Source organism: Streptomyces sp. NPDC050509 (assembly GCF_044457965.1).
Taxonomy (GTDB): domain Bacteria; phylum Actinomycetota; class Actinomycetes; order Streptomycetales; family Streptomycetaceae; genus Streptomyces.
Genome location: NZ_JBITHL010000004.1, coordinates 244,320 through 262,772, shown reverse-complemented (window position 1 = coordinate 262,772; position 18,453 = coordinate 244,320). Strand labels below are relative to the sequence as shown.

Genomic DNA, 18,453 nt, shown 5'->3' with positions numbered 1-18,453 from the left:
CACGGAACGACCCGCTCACCGTACAGGAAAGAATGAACACCTCTTCATTTGTGAGGGGGATGGGACGGCTGAGGACGACGGTCCCGGTCGGCGTGGACCCGTTCGATCCGTACGGGTTCACGTGCGGGCCAGACGACGGTCGCGGCGACCGCCGCGGTGAGCGCGAGGGCGCCGAGGACCAGGGCCGCGACCGGCAGCCCCGCGCCCGTGGCGAGCAGCCCCGCGAGGGGGTAGGTCAGCAGCCAGCAGGCGTGCGAGAGGGAGAACTGCGCGGCGAAGGCGGCGGGCAGCTCCGCGTCGCCGACGCAACGGCGGATCACGCGCCCGCCGGGCGTGAGGACGGCGGAGCAGGCCGCGCCGATCGCGGCCCAGGCGGCGAGGAACCCGACCCAGGCCCCGGCGCCGGGCGCGACGGCGCCGAGCGCGGCGACGGCGGCGAGGATCACCGGCAGGGCGAAGGCGGCGGGCAGCATCACGGCGCGGTCGTGGAACCGCCGCAGCAGCCGGGGCAGGAGCAGGGCGGTGAGCACGGAGCCCGCGCCGTAGGCGCCGAGGGCGAGAGAGAGGTCACCCGCCGGCCGGTGGAAGTGGTCGCGCACGAGGACGACGCTGTGGACGAAGACGAGGGCGCCGCCCGCGGCGACCGCGAGGTCGAGGGCGAGCAGGGCCCGTAGCCGCGGGGCGGCCCAGAACAGCCGGGCACCGAGGGCGACTTCGGCACGGACGGCACCCGTACGCCCCAAGGCACCCGCACACCCCGAGGCGGGCGGGCCGGCCGGGGCGGCCGGTCCGGGCAGGGCCACGGAGACGACGAGTGCGGCCGAGGCGAGGAAGCCGATGGCCGTACCGGCGAACAGCCGGTCGGAGGAGACCAGGGTCAGCAGCCCGGCGGCGAGGGCGGGGCTGAACAGGCTCTCCAGGTCGTAGGCGAGCCGGGAGAGCGACAGGGCCCGCGTGTAGTCGCGTTCGGCGGGCAGCACCTCGGGGATGGTGGCCTGAAAGACCGGTGTGAACGTGGCGGACGCCGCCTGGAGCAGGAAGACCAGGACGTAGATCTGCCAGATCTGGCCGACGAAGGGCAGCGCGAGCGCGACACCGGCGCGCGTGAGGTCCGCGGCCACCATCAGGGAGCGGCGGGGTACGCGGGCGGCGACGGCTCCGGCGAGCGGGGCGACGGCGACGTAGGCGACCATCTTGATCGCCAGCGCCGTACCCAGAACGGCGGAGGCCCGGTCGCCCGCCCTGTCGTACGCGAGCAGGCCGAGCGCCACGGTGGCCAGCCCGGTGCCGACGAGGGCGACGACCTGGGCGGTGAACAGGTGGCGGTAGGTGCGGTCGCGCAGCACGGACAGCATGGATCCCCGTCCCGGGTCGGCGGTGTGAGACCTCCGCCATCATATTCAACATGTGCGCACCTGAGCACATGTTGAGCGGGAAAAGGACCGGGAATCCGGGGCGGGCGGAAGGGTGCTGCCCGAGTCGCAGGTGCGGCCTCAGCCGAGGTCTCAGGTGCGGCCTCAGTCGTGGGCGTGGGTGCGGCCTCAGCCGAGGTCGCAGGTGCGGCCTCAGTCGAAGTCGCAGGTGCGGCCTCAGCCGAGGTCGCGGGTGCGGCCTCAGTCGTGGGCGGGCAGCGCGCCGATCTGGTGGTCGGCGACGTTCAGCGCCTCGTCGACCAGTCGGCGCAGATGGCCGTGGCGCAGGGAGTAGACCACGCGCCGGCCGTCCTTGCGGGCGGTCACCAGCCCGGCGAGCCGGAGCTTGGCCAGATGCTGGCTGACCGAGGGCCGGGCGGCGCCGCACGCCGACGTGAGGGTGGTGACATCGGCGTCCCCCTGCCCCAGCCGCTCCAACAGGGCCAGACGCGTACGGTCCGCGAGCAGCGCCAGCACCGAGGCGGCGACCTCCAGCCGGTCCCCGTCCCCGGCCTCCGGTACCTGCACAGGATGTGCACCTGCTGCACGCGGGCTTGATGCCATGCCCTCATCGTAGGGGCGGCGGGAGACAGTCGTGACGCGGCCGGGACGCCGAGTACCGCCACGTACGATGCGCCGGGAAGGGTTGGGGAGGATCAGCGTGAGCAAGCCACGGGGAAACGGCCGTACCGGTACGAGTAGGGGTACGGGTACGGGTGCAGGTCCCGGGCGGAGTGTCTGGCTGCGCCGACCGCCCGCCCCGCGCCAGGAGCCGCCGCTGACCCGGGAACGCATCACCGAGGCGGCCATCGCCCTGCTGGACGAGGAGGGCCTGGAGCGGCTGACGATGCGCCACCTGGCGGAGCGTCTCGGCGTCGGCACCGCGACGCTGTACTGGCACATCGACACCAAGGACGACGTCGTCGACCTGGCCACCGATGCCATCTTCGCCGAGGCGACGCTCCCGGACGACCACGACAGTGAGGAGAGCCACGACAGATTCTGGGAGGAGAACGTCGTGACCCTCCTCTCCGGATGCCGGGCCATGCTTCTGCGGCACCCCTGGTCGGCCGCGCTCCCCCTGCGTCAGCGGCCGTCGATCGGGCCGAACTTCCTCGCGTGGCTGGAGTTCCTCCAGGCGACACTGTCGCGGGCCGGATTCAACGCACAGCAAACGCAGGCAACCTGCTGGCTGCTGTACAACCATGTCCTGGGCTCCGCCGCGAGCCAGTCCAACCTCCAGTGGTCGAAGGATGAACGCGCTTCGGCACAGGAGCAGTTGCGCCGACAGCGGGACACGTACCCGACGCTCGTGGACTACGAGTACATGCTCGACGAGGACTGGGAGGCCAACTTCCACCTGGGCGTGAAGCTTGTCCTCAACGGCCTGGAGGCCCAGCTCCCCACCACCGGCTGACCCCGGACACGTACGACGACGGCGGCGCCCCTGTGCGGGTCACTTCTTGCCGATGTGCAGCGCCTCCTTGGCGAAGACCTGGAAGTAACCGGGCACGCCCTTGGTGGTGATGACCTCGACGCGGGAGTCGACGTTGAGGTTGTCGACCACCTCGCGCACCAGCGAGTCCGCGAGGTCCTTGCGCGAGGTGAACCAGCCGGGGTGACGGGTCCTGCTGATGATGTAGTCGGTGGTGGTCGTGGCGTCGAAGAGGCCGGCGGGACGGACGACCGTCCAGTCCAGGCCGCTGGCGCTCACGATCGCCTCCATGCGGCTCGTGTCCTCGTAGAGGGGACGGCCCATCTTGAGCAGGATCGGCACGATCACCTTGCGGAAGACGAACGCCTCGCCGGGCGCGTCCTCGTAGTTCGCCCCGATCGAACTGACGCAGACCAGGCGCCGGATGCCGTGCGCCTTCATCGACGTGATGACGTTCGCGGTGCCCTCCGAATAGACGGTCACCGGCTCCCTCGTGTACGGCACGCCGACGGTGGAAATCACCGCTTCATGGCCGGCCACCGCGCTGTGCGTCTCGTCGGGGTTCAGGATGTCCGCCCTGACCACGCTCAACCCGGCGCCGCTCAGCGGGAACGCGTCGGGCCGGCGGGTCACGGCGGTGACCTGGTGGCCTTCGGCGAGCGCCTGTTCCGTGGTCAACCGGCCGGTCGGGCCGTTCGCGCCGAAGATGACCAGTTTCACGAGTTCCTCCTGTGCGGGACGGCCTGGCGCGGTGCGGTGCGGTCGCACCGCGGCGGACATCGATCGAGCACTCGAACCACGTTCGAGTGCCGGATCAACGTACCACCGGCGCGCGGGAGTTCGGGGCCCGGCGGAGCCAGGCGCACGTTGCCGATCCGCAGCCGCCCCCTGGGTACGGATGGGCGATTCAGCCGGAGGCCATCGGCATACGGGTGACGGAAGAACGTTCCCTCTCGGTGGGCTGTCGCGCCGGGCACGGCACGGCTGCCATAAAGGGAATTCCGTTCGTACGACGGTCGCTCCCTACGCAGTCGCCACCGCGCGTCCAGGGACCGGTAAGGGGAGATCCCGCGCCCGACACCCTTGGTGAGGAACCATGAAGTCCACCGGAATTCTCGATTCCCTGCGCCAGACCCTCGGCATCCCCCGCCCCTCCACACCGTCCGACGCGCCGTCCGGCCGCCGCTCCACCGAAACGCGTCCGCTGGCGCTCGTCCACCGGGGCCGTACCCAGGAGGACATGGACTGCGCCGACACGGTGATCGAGCTGCTGGCCGGCGGCCCCTGGGGCCTGGACGTCCGCGCCACCGGCCCGCAGGGAGAACTCCCCCTGTCCAAGGACACCTTGGCGCGGGCCCGGCTGTACGCCCAGCCCGGCGGCGGTGACCTGACGCCCGCGTACCAGGAACTCAAGCAGCACAAGAAGGCCATCCGCCACTTCGTCAAACACGGCGGCTCCTACCTGGGCTTCTGCCTGGGCGGCTACCTCGCCGGACAGGACGAGGGCTTCGGCCTGCTCCCCGGCGAGATCGACCAGTACATCCACACGGAGGGCGCCACGGTCCACGGCGAGGAGAACACCCTGGTCGAGGTCAATTGGCGCGGACAGCCGCGCACCGTCTTCTTCCAGGACGGCCCCTGCTTCTCGCCCACGCCGGGCCCGGACACGACGGTCCTCGCCACGTACACGAACAACCGGGTCGCCGCACTCGTCACCTCGTACGGCGCGGGCCGCGTCGCCGTGGTGGGCCCGCACCCGGAGGCCACCGACGACTGGTTCGAAGACCCTCCGCTCCCGGTCCAGCACACCCACGACCTGGCACTGGACTTCGCCGGCACCGTACTGAACCCCTGAACCTCTGCCCCCCCCTGAGCCCAGCACCCTCCTCGGGCACATTTTCTTCACGGATTCATGCAACCTTTTCCACGGCTCCGCCGTCCGGGTCTGTATGCACGCGCCCCTACCCATGTCACCGCAAAGCACCAGAGGCAGCGCGTTGACGATGTCAACAGACTGAATACATAATAAATATCACCCCCTTCGTGTACGGTGACGACTGCCGCACTCTTCCCCTGCGACGATGAACAGTGCGGCAGCAGATCAGGGGGTCGCGTTCTGGTGCGGGACCGCGGGCAGAGGACAGAGGAGCGGCAGTGAGCCACGAGCTGGTCGACGGCAGATTCCGTATCGGGCACGTCATCGGCAGAGGCAACATGGGCGAGGTCCACCGGGCCGAGGATCTCCGGGTCGCCGAGGGATCTCCCGAGCGCACGGTCGCCGTCAAGACCATCCTGCGCCGCCGCACCGGCGTGCGGATCGACACCGGCGGCGACCCCAAGGCCGTGCAGCGCTTCGACCGCGAGGTGCGCATCATGCGCCGGCTGCGCCACCGGAACCTCACACGGCTCGTCGCGGGCGGCATCGCAGCGGACAGCGGTGATCTCCCGTATCTCGCCATGGAATTCCTGGACGGCGAAACGCTGCGCGACCTGATCGGGGAGGAGCCGCAGCTTCCCGTCGCCTGGGCCGCCGCGATCGGCGCCCAGATCGCCGACGGCCTCGCCGCCGCGCACGCCGCGGGCATCGTGCACCGCGACCTGAAGCCCGCCAACATCATGCTCACCCAGGGCGGCACGGTGAAGGTCCTCGACTTCGGCATGGGCCGCATCGTCGACGACCCGGACGAGGCCCGGCTGACCAGCACGGGGGTCAGCGTCGGCACCGCCCGGTACATGGCTCCCGAGCAGTTCGAGGCCAAGCAGGTCTCCCAGGCCGCCGATCTCTACGCGCTCGGCTGTGTCCTCTACGAGATGCTGGTCGGGGTCCCGCCGTTCACCAGCGAGTCCCCGTTCGAACTCGCCCGCAAGCACACCGGCGAGGACCCGACGCCCGTCGCCGGGATCCGCGGCGAGATCCCCGTCGAGCTGGCCCGTCTCGTGCACCGCCTGCTCGCCAAGGACCCGGCGGACCGCCCCGCGGACGCCGTGGCGGTCCGTGACGCACTGCTCCCCCTCGCCGCGACCGACGGTGATCACTCGCCGCTGCCGCACTGGGCCGCCCTGGACCCCACCCGCCCCCTGCGTGCTTCCACGGCCACCCGGGCACCCCGGCCCCCGGCAGGCGCGCCGAAGCCCGCGCCTGCCACCGCCTCCGGCGCCGGCATGGATGTCTTCGGCGTCCACAGGGAACTCATCAAGGACTACCGGTCCTTCACCGAGGGCGGCACCATCATCCGCGACGACCGCATCGAGGCGTTCGTCGAGGAGGACCTCGACAAGAAGTCGCAGTGGCCGAACCCCTGGCTGTCGCTCAACCCGTTCTTCCAGAACGGGGGCACGGTGGCGGAGCTGGCCGGGCAGAAGGTGCTGCACGACGAGTGCGCCCGCATCTTCCAGGCGAAGAAGACCGAGGGCGGCACCGTCCCCGACGGCCGCCCGCTGACGCTCCATCAGCATCAGCGCGATGCCATCGACGCCGCCGCGTCCGGTGCGTCGTACGTCCTGACGACCGGCACCGGATCCGGCAAGTCGCTCGCCTACATCGTCCCGATCGTCAACAAGGTGCTGCACCAACGGGACGCCGAAGGGCCGAAGGCGCCGAAGCGTGTCCGGGCGATCATCGTGTATCCGATGAACGCGCTCGCCAACAGCCAGCTCAAGGAGCTGGAGAAGTATCTGCGTGACGGGTACGGCGCGGGCCGCGAGCCCGTCACCTTCGCCCGTTACACGGGCCAGGAGGACGACGAGAAGCGCAAGGAGATCCGCGACAACCCGCCGGACATCCTGCTCACCAACTACGTGATGCTGGAGCTGATGCTGACCCGCCCGGCCGACCGGGCGAGTCTCATCGGCATGGCACGGGGACTGGAGTTCCTGGTCTTCGACGAGCTGCACACCTACCGCGGCCGTCAGGGCGCCGACGTCGCGCTGCTGATCCGCCGGGTACGCGAGGCCTGCCAGGCGAGTGACCTCCAGTGCATCGGCACCTCGGCCACCATGTCCACCGAGGGCACGGAGGAGGACCAGAAGCGGGTCGTCGCCGGCGTGGCGCGCACCCTGTTCGGCACGACGGTCCGGACCGAGCACGTCATCGGCGAGACTCTCGTCCGCGCGACCCGCGAAACGCCCGCCGCCGTGCCCGCCGAGCGCCTCACCTCCCCGGCCGCTCCCCGCGCGTACGCCGATCTCGTACGCGATCCGCTGGCCCGCTGGATCGAGACCCGCTTCGGCCTGGACACGGACAAGGCGACGGGGCGGCTCGTACGCCGCAAGCCGGCGCGGATCGAGGACGCGGCGGCGGAGTTGCACGAACAGTCAGGGGTCGGCGTGGACCTGTGCGACCAGGCCATCCGCGCCACCCTGGAGGCAGGTTCACAGGCCCGCCACCCGGTGACCGAACGGCCGCTGTTCGCGTTCCGGCTGCACCAGTTCCTCTCCAAGGGTGACACCGTCTACGTCACCCTGGAGGACAAGCTCTCCCGCTATCTCACCCGCTCCTACCAGCTCGAAAAGCCCGACAAAAGCGGCAAGTTGCTGATGCCGCTGGCGTTCTGCCGGGAGTGCGGCCAGGAGTATCTGACGGTGTGGCGGACCGAGAAGGACGGCGGCATCCGTTACGAGGCACGCCGGGACACCTCCGCGACGGGCGGGCGGCAGGGGGACGGCTACCTGTACATCGACCATGAGCGGGAGTGGCCGTCGAGCCTCCAGTACGCGGTGGACGACCGTCGGCTGCCCGAGTCCTGGCTGGAGTTGGACGAGAAGGGCCAGGAGGTCGTGAAGAAGTCGTACCGCGACCGGGTGCCGCGTGCCGTCACCGTCGACCCGCTCGGCCATGAGGGGCGCGGCGAGCTGAAGGCCGCGTTCGTCCCCTCCCCCTTCCTGTTCTGTCTCCACTGCGGGGTGGCGTACGAGCAGACACGCGGCCGGGACTTCGCGAAGCTGGCGACGCTGGACCAGGAAGGCCGTTCCTCCGCGACCTCGCTGATCTCGGCGTCGGTGGTGCGCCGGCTCAAGTCCGTGCCGGAGGAGGCGCTGGACAAGGAGGCGCGCAAGCTCCTCACCTTCGTCGACAACCGTCAGGACGCCTCCCTCCAGGCGGGCCACTTCAACGACTTCGTGCAGATCACGCAGTTGCGCGGGGCGCTGTACCGGGCTGCCCTGGACTCGGGCGAGGAGGGTCTGCGCCACGAGGAGCTGGCCTCCGCCGTCACGAACGCCCTCGCCATCGATCTGGCGGAGTGCACCGGCGAGCCCGATCTGGCGCCGGCGCTCGCCCGCAACGCGGCCCGGACGCTCCGCGACGTGGTCGCCTTCCGGCTCTATCTGGACCTGGAGCGCGGCTGGCGCATCACGATGCCGAACCTGGAGCAGACGGGTCTGCTGGAGATCGACTACGAGGACCTGGAGTGGGTGGCGGGGAACCAGGACCGGTGGGGCACCACCCATGCGACGCTGCGTGACGCCGACCCGGCGTTGCGGGCCGAGATCATGAAGGCGCTGCTCAACGAGATGCGCCGGTCGCTGGCCATCGAGGTGTCGGACTTCCACGACGACGTCTTCGACTCCTTGCAGCGGGCCAGCGAGGAGCGGCTGGTGGACCCCTGGGTGCTGTCGGCCGCCGACAAGCCGCGGGTCGGCACCGCTCATCCGCACCCCTCCCGCCCCGGTATGGACCGCTCGGATCTGTTCCTGTCGGCGCGCGGCAAGTTCGGCAAGTACCTGAGGCGCGCGGACCGTTCGTTCAAGGACCTCGACCAGAACGACCTCCAGCTGGTGATCGAGGAGCTGCTGAAGGTCCTGACCAAGGCCGGTCTGGTCAAGGAGGTGGAGGTCACCCCCCAGCGCGCGGGCCGCTTCCGCAGGCCCACCGGCCCGGCGGCCACGGGCTACCGGGTGGCCGCCCAGTCGCTCGTCTGGCGCGCGGGTACGGGCGAGAGCGGCACGCACGACCCGCTGACCCGTACGTACGCGAGCGGCGAGGGCCCGCGCGTGAACACGTTCTTCCGTGACCTGTACAGGGACGCGGCGGGCACGCTGTCCGGTCTGTTCGCCCGTGAGCACACCGCGCAGGTCTCTCCCGAGGACCGGCAGCAGCGTGAAGAGGCTTTCCGCAAGGCGGAGTTGAAGCTGCTGTACTGCTCCCCCACGATGGAGCTGGGCGTGGACATCTCGCAGTTGAACGCGGTGATGATGCGCAATGTGCCGCCCACGCCCGCGAACTACGCACAGCGTTCGGGCCGCGCGGGACGCAGTGGCCAGCCGGCGCTGGTCACCACGTACTGCGCGACGGGCAACAGCCACGACCAGTACTACTTCCGCCGCTCGGAGCGCATGGTGGCGGGCGCGGTGGTCCCGCCCCGCCTGGATCTGGCCAACGAGGACCTGGTCCTCTCCCATCTCCAGGGCATCTGGATCGCGGAGACGGGTCTCCGGCTGGGCCGGGCCATGTCCGACGTTCTGGACGTACCGGCTCCGGACAGCGGAGCCCACGTGGCGCCGGCCCTGGGCCTCCTCCCCGACGTCCTGGCCGCTTCCCTCGACGAGAGCGCCCAGCGCCGCACCATCGATGCCTCGCTCCGGGTGTTCGGCCCGCTGCTGGCCACGTTCGCCGACACCACCTGGTGGCACGACGACTGGATCCAGGACAGGGTCCGCTCGGCGCCTGCCAGGTTCGACCAGGCCTTCGAGCGCTGGCGCGAGCTGTTCCGCGCCGCGCTCAGGGACTACTACACGCAGAGTGAGCGCCGTATCGACTACGGCCTCAGGGACGGGGACCGCAAGCAGGCCAACACCCGCCAGCGTGAGGCCTGGACGCAGCTGAACCTGCTGATGAACGAGAGCGTCGACAACAAGTCGGTGCTCTCCGACTTCAACCCGTACCGCTATCTGGCCTCCGAGGGTTTCCTGCCCGGCTACAGCTTCCCGCGCCTGCCGCTCGCCGCGTACATCCCGAAGACCGGGCGCCGCCGTGGTGAAGGTGACTACCTCCAGCGGCCCCGCTTCCTCGCGATCCGCGAGTTCGGCCCGGGTGCGCTGATCTACCACGAGGGCGCCCGCTACCAGGTGACGCGCATCCAGCTGCCGCCGGACTCCTCGGGCGAGCTGACGACCGGCGAGGCCCGCCGCTGCGCGCACTGCGGCTACCACCACCCTCCGGAGGGCCGCGAGGACCGCTGCGGCTTCTGCGGCGAGCCGCTGGGATCGGCGACGTACGGCCTGCTGCAACTGCACACCGTGTACACCACCCGCCGGGAGCGGATCTCCTCGGACGAGGAGGAGCGGCGGCGCGCCGGATTCAAGCTGGAGACGTCGTACCGCTTCCACCAGCGTGACGCCACCGACAAGGGCCACCTGGAGGCGTCGGTCACCGATGGATCCGGTGACCGGCTCGCGGAGGTGGCGTACGGCGACTCGGCGACCGTCCGGATCACCAACACCGGCCGGGTGCGCGCCAAGCACGACGAACCGCCGGGCTACTGGCTGGACCTGGCGGACGGCCGCTGGATGAACGACAAGGACGCCTCCGAGGCGTCCGGCGACTCCAGCGAGCTTCCGGTGATCGACCCGGACGGCAAGGAGGTACGGCGCAAGAAGCGGGTCATCCCGTATGTGGAGGACCGGCGCAACATCCTCGTCCTCACGCTCGACGAGCCGCTGCCGGAGCCGATCGCGCTGTCCCTGATGTACGCGCTGGAGCGGGGCATCGAGGCCGCGTTCGAGCTGGAGGACGCCGAGCTGTCCAGCGAGCTGCTGCCGCCGGACGACGGTCCGCGCGGTCGCATCCTGTTCACGGAGGCGGCTGAGGGCGGCGCCGGCGTGCTGCGCCGCCTCCAGGCGGAGGACGACGCCCTGGCGAAGGCGGCGGCGCGCGCCCTGGAGATCTGCCACTTCGCGCCGGACGGCGAGGACGAGGGCGGCGAGAAGCACCGCCCGGGACGGGCCTGCGCGCTCGGCTGCTACGACTGCCTGCTGACCTACGGCAACCAGCTCAACCACAAGCTGATCAACCGGCATACGGTGGCCGGCCTGCTGGTGCGGCTCGCGTCGGCCACGGCGCGGCGCGCGTCCCGGGGCGAGTCGCGCTCCGAGCAGTACCGGCGGCTGCTCGCCGACTCCCCCGCCGAGCCGACGCCCGTCGAGGCGTCGGCCGCCGAACTCGCCGCGCAGGGGGACTTCCTGGGCTGGGCGAAGGCGCGCGGGCTGCGGCTGCCGGACGAGCCCGGCGCGTTCCTCACCGAGGCGAACGCGACGCCGGACTTCACGTACCGGCTGCCCGGTGTGAACGTGGCCGTCTTCGTGGACTCTCCGGCGAAGGAGCAGGACGTCTTCCGCGACGAGGACGCCGAGGAACGCCTGTTCAACGCCCGCTGGGACGTCGTCCGCTTCCCCCACGGGGGCGACTGGGACGCCATCGCCAAGGCCAACACCAACTACTTCGGCGCCGCCGCCGCCGACTGACCGCCCTCACCGACCGCCTTCCCGGAGAGCCCCCGCCCAGAGCGCCGGCGGACCAGAGACCAGAGGATTTGACGACCCACATGTCCCAGACTTACTCCACCGGTTCCCTGGTGAAGGCGCGTGGCCGCGAATGGGTGGTGCTCCCGGAGAGCAAGCCCGATCTGCTCGTGCTGCGGCCCCTGGGCGGTTCGGACGATGACATCGCCGCCGTGTTCCCGGCGTTCGAGACCGTGGACGAGGCCCGGTTCGATCCGCCGGTCCCCGACGACCTCGGCAACCAGCGGGCCGCCGGCCTGCTGCGTACGGCGCTGCGCGTGGGCTTCCGCTCCGGCGCGGGCCCCTTCCGCTCGCTGGCCGGTATCGCGGTGGAGCCGCGCGCCTACCAGCTCGTACCGCTCCTGATGGCGCTGCGGCAGAAGACGGTCCGTCTGCTGATCTCGGACGACGTCGGCATCGGCAAGACGATCGAGGCGGGCCTGGTCGCGAGCGAACTCCTCGCGCAGGGCGAGGCGACGGGACTCGCGGTGCTGTGTTCGCCCGCGCTGGCCGAGCAGTGGCAGCAGGAGCTGCGGACGAAGTTCGGCATCGACGCCGAACTGGTCCTCTCCTCCACCGTCTCGCGTCTGGAACGCGGCCTGGACCTGGGCCAGTCCCTCTTCGACAAATTCCCGCACGTCATCGTGTCGACGGACTTCATCAAGTCCCCGCGCCACCGCGACGACTTCGTACGGCACTGCCCCGACCTGGTGATCGTGGACGAGGCGCACACGTGTGTGGCCGCCGACGACACCTCGACGAGTACACAGAACCAGCTCCGGTACGAGTTGCTGCGCCGCGTCGCCGAGGACGCCACGCGGCATCTGCTCCTCGTGACGGCGACCCCGCACAGCGGCAAGGAGTCCGCGTTCCGCAACCTGCTGGGACTGGTCAAGCCAGAACTCGCTGACGTGAGCCTGGAGTCGGAGTCCGGCCGGCGGCTGCTGGCCCAGCACTTCGTGGCGCGCAAGCGGGCGGACGTACGCCAGTACCTCACCAAGGAGGACGGTCTCGGCGACGACTCGCTGGCCGAGCGCACCGCGTTCCCCTCGGACCGCTACTTCAAGGACGAGAAGTACCAGCTGTCCCCGGAGTACCGGGCCCTGCTCGACGACGCGATCGCCTACGCCGGTGAGCGGGTCGCGGAGGCGGGCGGCCAGGGCAAGCGGGAGGCGCGCATCGCGTGGTGGTCGGCGATCGCGCTGCTGCGCTCGCTGGTGTCGTCGCCACGGGCCGCCGCGAAGACCCTGCGGACCCGTTCGGCGGCGGCGATCGCCACCTCGGCGGAGGAGGCCGACAAGCTGGGCGCGCCGCTCACCAGCGACGCCGCCGACAGCGACGCCATGGAGGGCATGGACGTCGCGCCGGGCGCGGAGATCACCGAGGACGACCCGCGCTCCCGCCTGGGCGAACTCGCCGACCGGGCCGAGGAGTTGGAGGGCCCGGCCAAGGATCTCAAGCTCAAGGCCCTCATCAAGCACCTGAAGGCGCTGCTGGCCGACGGCCACAACCCGATTGTCTTCTGCCGCTACATCCCGACCGCCGAGTATCTCGTCGAGCAGTTGGAGAACGACAAGGACAGCGGCAGGCGCGGCCCGCTCGGCGCCAGGACGGTCGTCAAGGCGGTCACCGGCACGATCTCCCCCCAGCAGCGCATCGAGCGCATCGAGGCGCTGGCCGCCGAGGCGGGCGCGGACGCCGCCGCGCGCCGCGTCCTCATCGCCACGGACTGCCTGTCCGAGGGCGTCAACCTCCAGCACCACTTCGACGCCGTCGTCCACTACGACCTGGCCTGGAACCCGACCCGCCACGACCAGCGCGAGGGCCGTGTCGACCGGTACGGGCAGCGCCGGGACCAGGTCCGGGTCATCACGGTCTACGGCGACGACAACGGCATCGACGGCCTGGTCCTCAAAGTCCTGATCAAGAAGCACCGCCAGATCAAGAAGGACCTCGGCATCTCCGTCTCCATCCCCGACGAGCTGTCGACGGGCGTCACGGACGCGATCGTCGAGTGGCTGCTGATGCGCGGGCGCGAGGGCCAGCAGGATACCCTGTTCGGCTCCGAAGCCCTCGACACGGCCGCGGGCAAGGTGGAGAGCGACTGGAACTCGGCCGCCGAGCGCGAGAAGGCGTCGCGTTCGCGGTTCGCGCAGCGCTCGATCCACCCGGAGGAGGTGGCCCGCGAGGTCGTCTCGATCCGGCAGGCACTGGGCGGCGCCGGCGAGATCACGACGTTCGTACGGGAGTCGCTGGAGGCCCTGGGCGCGGTGCTGCGCGGTGGCGACGAGGAGTTCACGGCGCAGGTGGGCGGCACACCCATCGGCCTCCAGGACGCCCTCGCGTCGGCCATAGGCGCGGAGGTGATCGAGAAGGACCGCCCGATCCCGTTCCGTACGGATCCGGCGGTGGCGCGCGGCGAGGCGGCCCTGGTCCGCACGGACCCGGCCGTCGGCGCGCTCGCGGCCCATGTCCTGAACGCCGCGCTGGACAAGGACGCGCCGGGGGCCCGCCCGGCCCGCCGCTGCGGCGTCGTCACGACGGACGCGGTCGCCACCATGACGACCCTGCTCCTGGTCCGCTACCGCTTCCACCTCACGCTGCCCTCCCGCAACGGCGACAAGCAGCTCGTCGCGGAGGACGCCCGGCTGGTGGCCTTCGAGGGCTCCGCCAGGAACGCCGTCTGGCTGACACCCGAGCGGGCCGCCGAACTGCTCGACGCCACCGCGTCCATGAGCACACCGCCGCACTTCGGCACCCGCACGATGACCCGCACCCTCGACCAGCTCCCGGGCGTGAACGACCACCTGTCGGCGTACGGCGAGGAACTGGCCGCAGGCCTCGACGTCGCGCACCGGCGGGTGAGGACCGCGTCCGGTGAGATCGTCCGAGGTCTCTCCGTCACGGCCCAGAAGCCCGCCGACGTCCTCGGCGTGTACGTCTACCTGCCCACCCCAGCCGCCACCGCCACCGCGCCTGCTCCGGGAGTGTCCGCCTGATGTCCGCCACCACCCGCCACCAGGTGTTCACCGCCGTCCACACGGTCGGGGGGCTGCTGCCGGCCGACATGCTGGTGCGGATCTCCGAGGGCAAGGACGTCCCCGGGTCCCAGCCCGCCGACTACGGCCTGCCCTCGTCCCGTTCGGTACGCGACGAGGCCGAGCGCAGCTGGGAGTATCTGAAGCCGCTCTGGCGCGACCTGCGCAAGAACCTCCCCGAGGACCGCGAGACCGGCCTGCCCGCCACCGACCCGACCGGCCGCGCCGGCACCGACTGGCTGGCCCCGCTCTGGCGGGAACTGGGCTTCGGCCGCCTGACGCAGGTCGGCGCGGCGGGCATCACCGCCGACTCCGACACCACCAAGAAGTTCCCAGTCTCCCACCGCTCGGGCCACGCGCTCATCCACCAGAGCGCGTGGAACGCCGACCTGGACAAGCGGCCCGGCGGAACAGGCACGGTGCCGCCGCAGTCGATGCTCCAGGAGTGCCTGAACCGCACGGAGGCCCACCTGTGGGGCGTCCTCACCAACGGCCGCCAGTTGCGCCTGCTACGTGACTCCAGCGCGCTGGCCACGGCGTCGTACGTGGAGTTCGACCTTGAGGCCGTCTTCGACGGCGAGCTGTTCAGCGAGTTCGTCCTGCTGTACCGGCTGCTGCACGTGTCGAGGTTCGAGGTCGCGGAGAACGCGGCGCCGTCCGCGTGCCCGTTGGAGAAATGGCGTACGGAAGCCATCGCCTCCGGCACACGCGCCCTGGACCAGCTCCGCAAGGGCGTCCAGCAGGCGATCACCGCACTGGGCACGGGCTTCCTCCGGCACCCCGAGAACACGGCCCTGCGCGAGGACGTCCGCCCGAAAGCCCTCCAGGCCGCCCTGCTGCGGCTCGTGTACCGGCTGCTGTTCGTCTTCGTGGCCGAGGACCGTGACGCCCTGCTGTCCCCGAAGGCGGACCCGCTGGCCCGCGAGCGGTACGAGACGTACTTCTCGTCGTCCCGCCTGCGCGCCCACGCGCGCAGGCGCCGGGGCACGGCCCACGGTGACCTGTACGAGGCGCTGCGCATCGTCCTCACGGCACTGGGCAAGGAAGAGGGCCGGCCCGAACTCGGCCTGCCCGGTCTCGGCGGCCTGTTCAACGACACGGCCACGGACGCGCCGCTCAGCGGCCTGAAGCTGTCCAACGAGGCGCTGCTGACGGCTGTGCGCCATCTGTCGCAGGTTCGGGACGGCCGCTCGGGCCGCCGACGGTCGGTGGACTACCGGCACCTGGACGCGGAGGAACTGGGCTCCGTCTACGAGTCCCTGCTGGAGCTGGAGCCGAAACACAGCGCCGTCGAGCGCACGTTCACGCTGGTCGAGGTTGCGGGCAACACCCGGAAGACGACGGGCAGTTACTACACGCCGTCCTCGCTCATCGACTGCCTGCTGGACTCGACGCTGGACCCGGTCATAAAGGACGCGGTCAGGCGGGGCGAAGAGGCGGCCTCGGAGTCCGGCGCGGCCGACCCTTCCGAGTCGATCGTGAACGAGCTGCTGTCGCTGAGTGTGTGCGACCCGGCGTGCGGCTCGGGGCACTTCCTGGTCGCGTCGGCGCGGCGTATCGCCAAGCAGGTCGCGGCGGTACGGGAACGGAACCCTGAGCCGACTCTGGGCGCGGTGCGTCACGCCCTCCACGAGGTCGTCGCACGGTGCATCTACGGCGTCGACCTCAACCCGATGGCCGTCGAACTGGCCAAGGTCTCCCTGTGGCTGGAGGCGCTGGAGCCGGGGAAGCCGCTGGGCTTCCTGGACGCGCACCTGAAGCACGGGAACGGGCTGATCGGGGCGACACCGAAGCTGCTGCGAGACGGGATCCCCGACGAGGCGTTCATCGCCACCGAGGGCGACGACAAGAAGCACGCCAAGGCCCTGGAGAAGATCAACGCGCAGGAACGGGTCGGACAGAGCAGCCTCTTCGACATCGACGACGAGGCGGTGAAGGTCGTCAACACCGCGTTCGCGCGCGGGCTGCGGTCCATCACGCTGGCCCGGGCCGAGGTGTTGAAGGACGTATGGGGCCAGGAGGAGGATTACGCGAAGTGGTCCGGCTCCTCCGCGTACCGGACTGCCCAGCGTGTCGCCGACGCGTGGTGCGCCGCGTTCGTCTGGCTCAAGACGCCGGAGGCTCCGCGCGCGGTGACGCATGCGGTGTTCAAGGCTCTGGAGGACACGAGCGGCGAGGGTGTCGCTGCGGAGACGAAGGCCGAGATCACGCGCCTGCGCGAGCAGTTCACCTTCTTCCACTGGCACCTGGAGTTCCCGGAGGTCTTCTCCGTTCCGGAGAGCGGCCAGGGCGTGTCCCCGGCGACCGGGTGGGCGGGCGGCTTCGACTGCGTGGTGGGGAACCCGCCGTGGGACAGCGTGGACTTCCGTGAGCAGGAGTTCTTCGCGCAAAGGGCGCCCGAGATCGCCGAGGCCTCGCGTACGTCGGTGCGGAAGAAGATGATCGAGGCGCTCAAGCACCACTCGGAGACCGTGCCGCTGTATGAGGAGTTCGAGGCGGGCAAGCGGAAGGTCTACGCGGAGAGCCACTTTTTGCGGCGTTCGGGGCGGGTTCCGCTGACGGGGCAGGGGAACCTCAACACGTACTCCGTGTTCACGGAGACGGATCGCATCCTGCTGGCGCCGAAGGGACGGGCGGGGGTGATTGTGCCGACGGGGATCGTTACGGATGCGCGGACGCAGTATTTCTCCAAGGACCTGGCGCAGAGCGGGTCGATCGCCGTGCTGTACGACTTCGAGAACCGCGCTGGCCTCTTCCCGGCCGTGGACTCTCGTATGAAGTTCAGCATTCTGTCCCTCACTGGCCGGTCCCTGCGCGAGCCAGCGGCACGGTTTGCGTTCTTCTTGCATGCCCCCGCAGAACTGGACGACCCGGAGAAAACGTTCGCCCTCACGCCGGAGGAGATCGGGCTACTCAATCCGAATACTGGGACGCTTCCGGTATTCAGGTCCCGCCGAGATGCTGAAATTACCCTGGGGGTGTATCGGCGCCTTCCCGTACTTTGGGCCGAAGGTGCACCTCACGGCAACCCGTGGGGAATGGCGTTTCAAATGATGTTCCACACGAGCCATGACTCGGCACTGCTCCACCCTCAAGAGGAACTCGAAGCCTCCGGCTGGACGCTTGAGGACAACGTGTTCGTCAAGGGCAAAGCGCGAATGCTCCCTCTATACGAAGCGAAGATGCTCCACCACTTCGACCACCGATGGGCCACCTACAACGGCGGGGGAGATATTCAGCCGCTGTCACCGAAAGAGAAGGACGACTGCGACGCCCTGGCTCTGCCCCGGTACTGGGTGGCAGAGGAAGACACACCGTCAGGAAGATTCGACAAAAACGGCGAGGACATTACTGTTCCGGGTGTCCGTAGGCGTCTCGCCGAAAAGAAGTGGGCGCACGATTTCCTCCTCGGCTGGCGGGACATCTGCCGGGCTACGGATGAAAGGAGCATGGTCAACGCTCTGATGCCGAAAACTGGAGTGGGACACAAGTTCCTGCTGGCGATTTCCCTGGCGCCCGAACTCCTCGGAGCTACCTGGTCGTCCTTCGTTTTCGACTACGCGGCAAGGCAGAACCTTGGTGGCACTGCCATGAGCTTCTTCATCGTCAAACAGCTCCCCGTGCCTTCCCCTGAGCAACTTTCCCTCCACGCGCCCTCCATCGTGCCGCGTGTCCTCGAACTTGCCTACACGGCAACCGACATGAAGGGGTTCGCCATTTACGCGGGAGACATCGGCAGCCCCTTCCACTGGAACCAGGAACGACGCCAACGGATCCGCGCCGAACTAGACGCCCTCTTCTTCCACCTCTACGGAATCTCCCGCGAGGACGCCGATTACATCCTCGATACCTTCCCCATCGTCCGCCGCAAGGACGAAGCGAAGTACGGCTCGTACCGCACCAAGGAGCTGATCCTCGCCGAGTACGACCGCATGGCGGAGGCCGGGCTCACCCTGGAGAGCCCGCTGATCGATGGCGAGAACTACACCTCCACCCTCACACCGCCCCCGGGCCAGGGCCCCCGGCACGAGGCCCGGCCCGAGGCCGGTTGAGGTTCTACCGCCGTGCGGCT

General features: G+C 70.0%; 8 protein-coding genes. 5 read left to right on the top strand and 3 right to left on the bottom strand.

The features are described from left to right. Nucleotides 1-44 precede the first annotated feature (44 nt). Nucleotides 45-1,355 carry an MFS transporter gene (locus tag ACIBJC_RS13605; protein WP_399291703.1) on the bottom strand — a complete coding sequence of 437 codons (1,311 nt, stop codon included), beginning with the start codon at nucleotides 1,353-1,355 and terminating at the stop codon, nucleotides 45-47. Between the two features lie 258 nt (nucleotides 1,356-1,613). Next, a complete protein-coding gene (locus ACIBJC_RS13600; RefSeq protein WP_399291701.1) occupies nucleotides 1,614-1,976 on the bottom strand; it encodes an ArsR/SmtB family transcription factor in 363 nt (120 codons plus the stop codon). A gap of 97 nt (nucleotides 1,977-2,073) precedes the next feature. On the opposite strand from ACIBJC_RS13600, the gene ACIBJC_RS13595 reads away from it, so the two are divergent. Then, nucleotides 2,074-2,829: a TetR/AcrR family transcriptional regulator C-terminal domain-containing protein gene (locus tag ACIBJC_RS13595; RefSeq protein WP_399291700.1), complete on the top strand. Its 756-nt coding sequence runs from the start codon at nucleotides 2,074-2,076 to the stop codon at nucleotides 2,827-2,829. A 39-nt stretch (nucleotides 2,830-2,868) separates the two neighbouring features. On the opposite strand, the gene ACIBJC_RS13590 is transcribed toward ACIBJC_RS13595, so the two are convergent. Further along, a complete protein-coding gene (locus ACIBJC_RS13590) occupies nucleotides 2,869-3,567 on the bottom strand; it encodes an NAD(P)-dependent oxidoreductase (RefSeq protein WP_399291698.1) in 699 nt (232 codons plus the stop codon). 376 nt (nucleotides 3,568-3,943) lie between these two features. Between ACIBJC_RS13590 and ACIBJC_RS13585 the strand changes: the two genes are divergently transcribed. From ACIBJC_RS13585 to ACIBJC_RS13570, 4 genes are all read left to right on the top strand, one after another. Further along, nucleotides 3,944-4,702, top strand: coding sequence for a BPL-N domain-containing protein (locus ACIBJC_RS13585; protein WP_399291696.1), 759 nt, complete (start codon nucleotides 3,944-3,946; stop codon nucleotides 4,700-4,702). 299 nt (nucleotides 4,703-5,001) lie between these two features. Further along, nucleotides 5,002-11,307: a protein kinase gene (locus ACIBJC_RS13580; RefSeq protein ID WP_399291694.1), complete on the top strand. Its 6,306-nt coding sequence runs from the start codon at nucleotides 5,002-5,004 to the stop codon at nucleotides 11,305-11,307. Between the two features lie 80 nt (nucleotides 11,308-11,387). Next, nucleotides 11,388-14,342: a helicase-related protein gene (locus tag ACIBJC_RS13575; protein WP_399291693.1), complete on the top strand. Its 2,955-nt coding sequence runs from the start codon at nucleotides 11,388-11,390 to the stop codon at nucleotides 14,340-14,342. Then, nucleotides 14,342-18,433, top strand: coding sequence for an Eco57I restriction-modification methylase domain-containing protein (locus tag ACIBJC_RS13570; RefSeq protein WP_399291691.1), 4,092 nt, complete (start codon nucleotides 14,342-14,344; stop codon nucleotides 18,431-18,433). The genes ACIBJC_RS13575 and ACIBJC_RS13570 overlap by 1 nt, the downstream gene beginning before the upstream one ends. Nucleotides 18,434-18,453 lie beyond the last annotated feature (20 nt).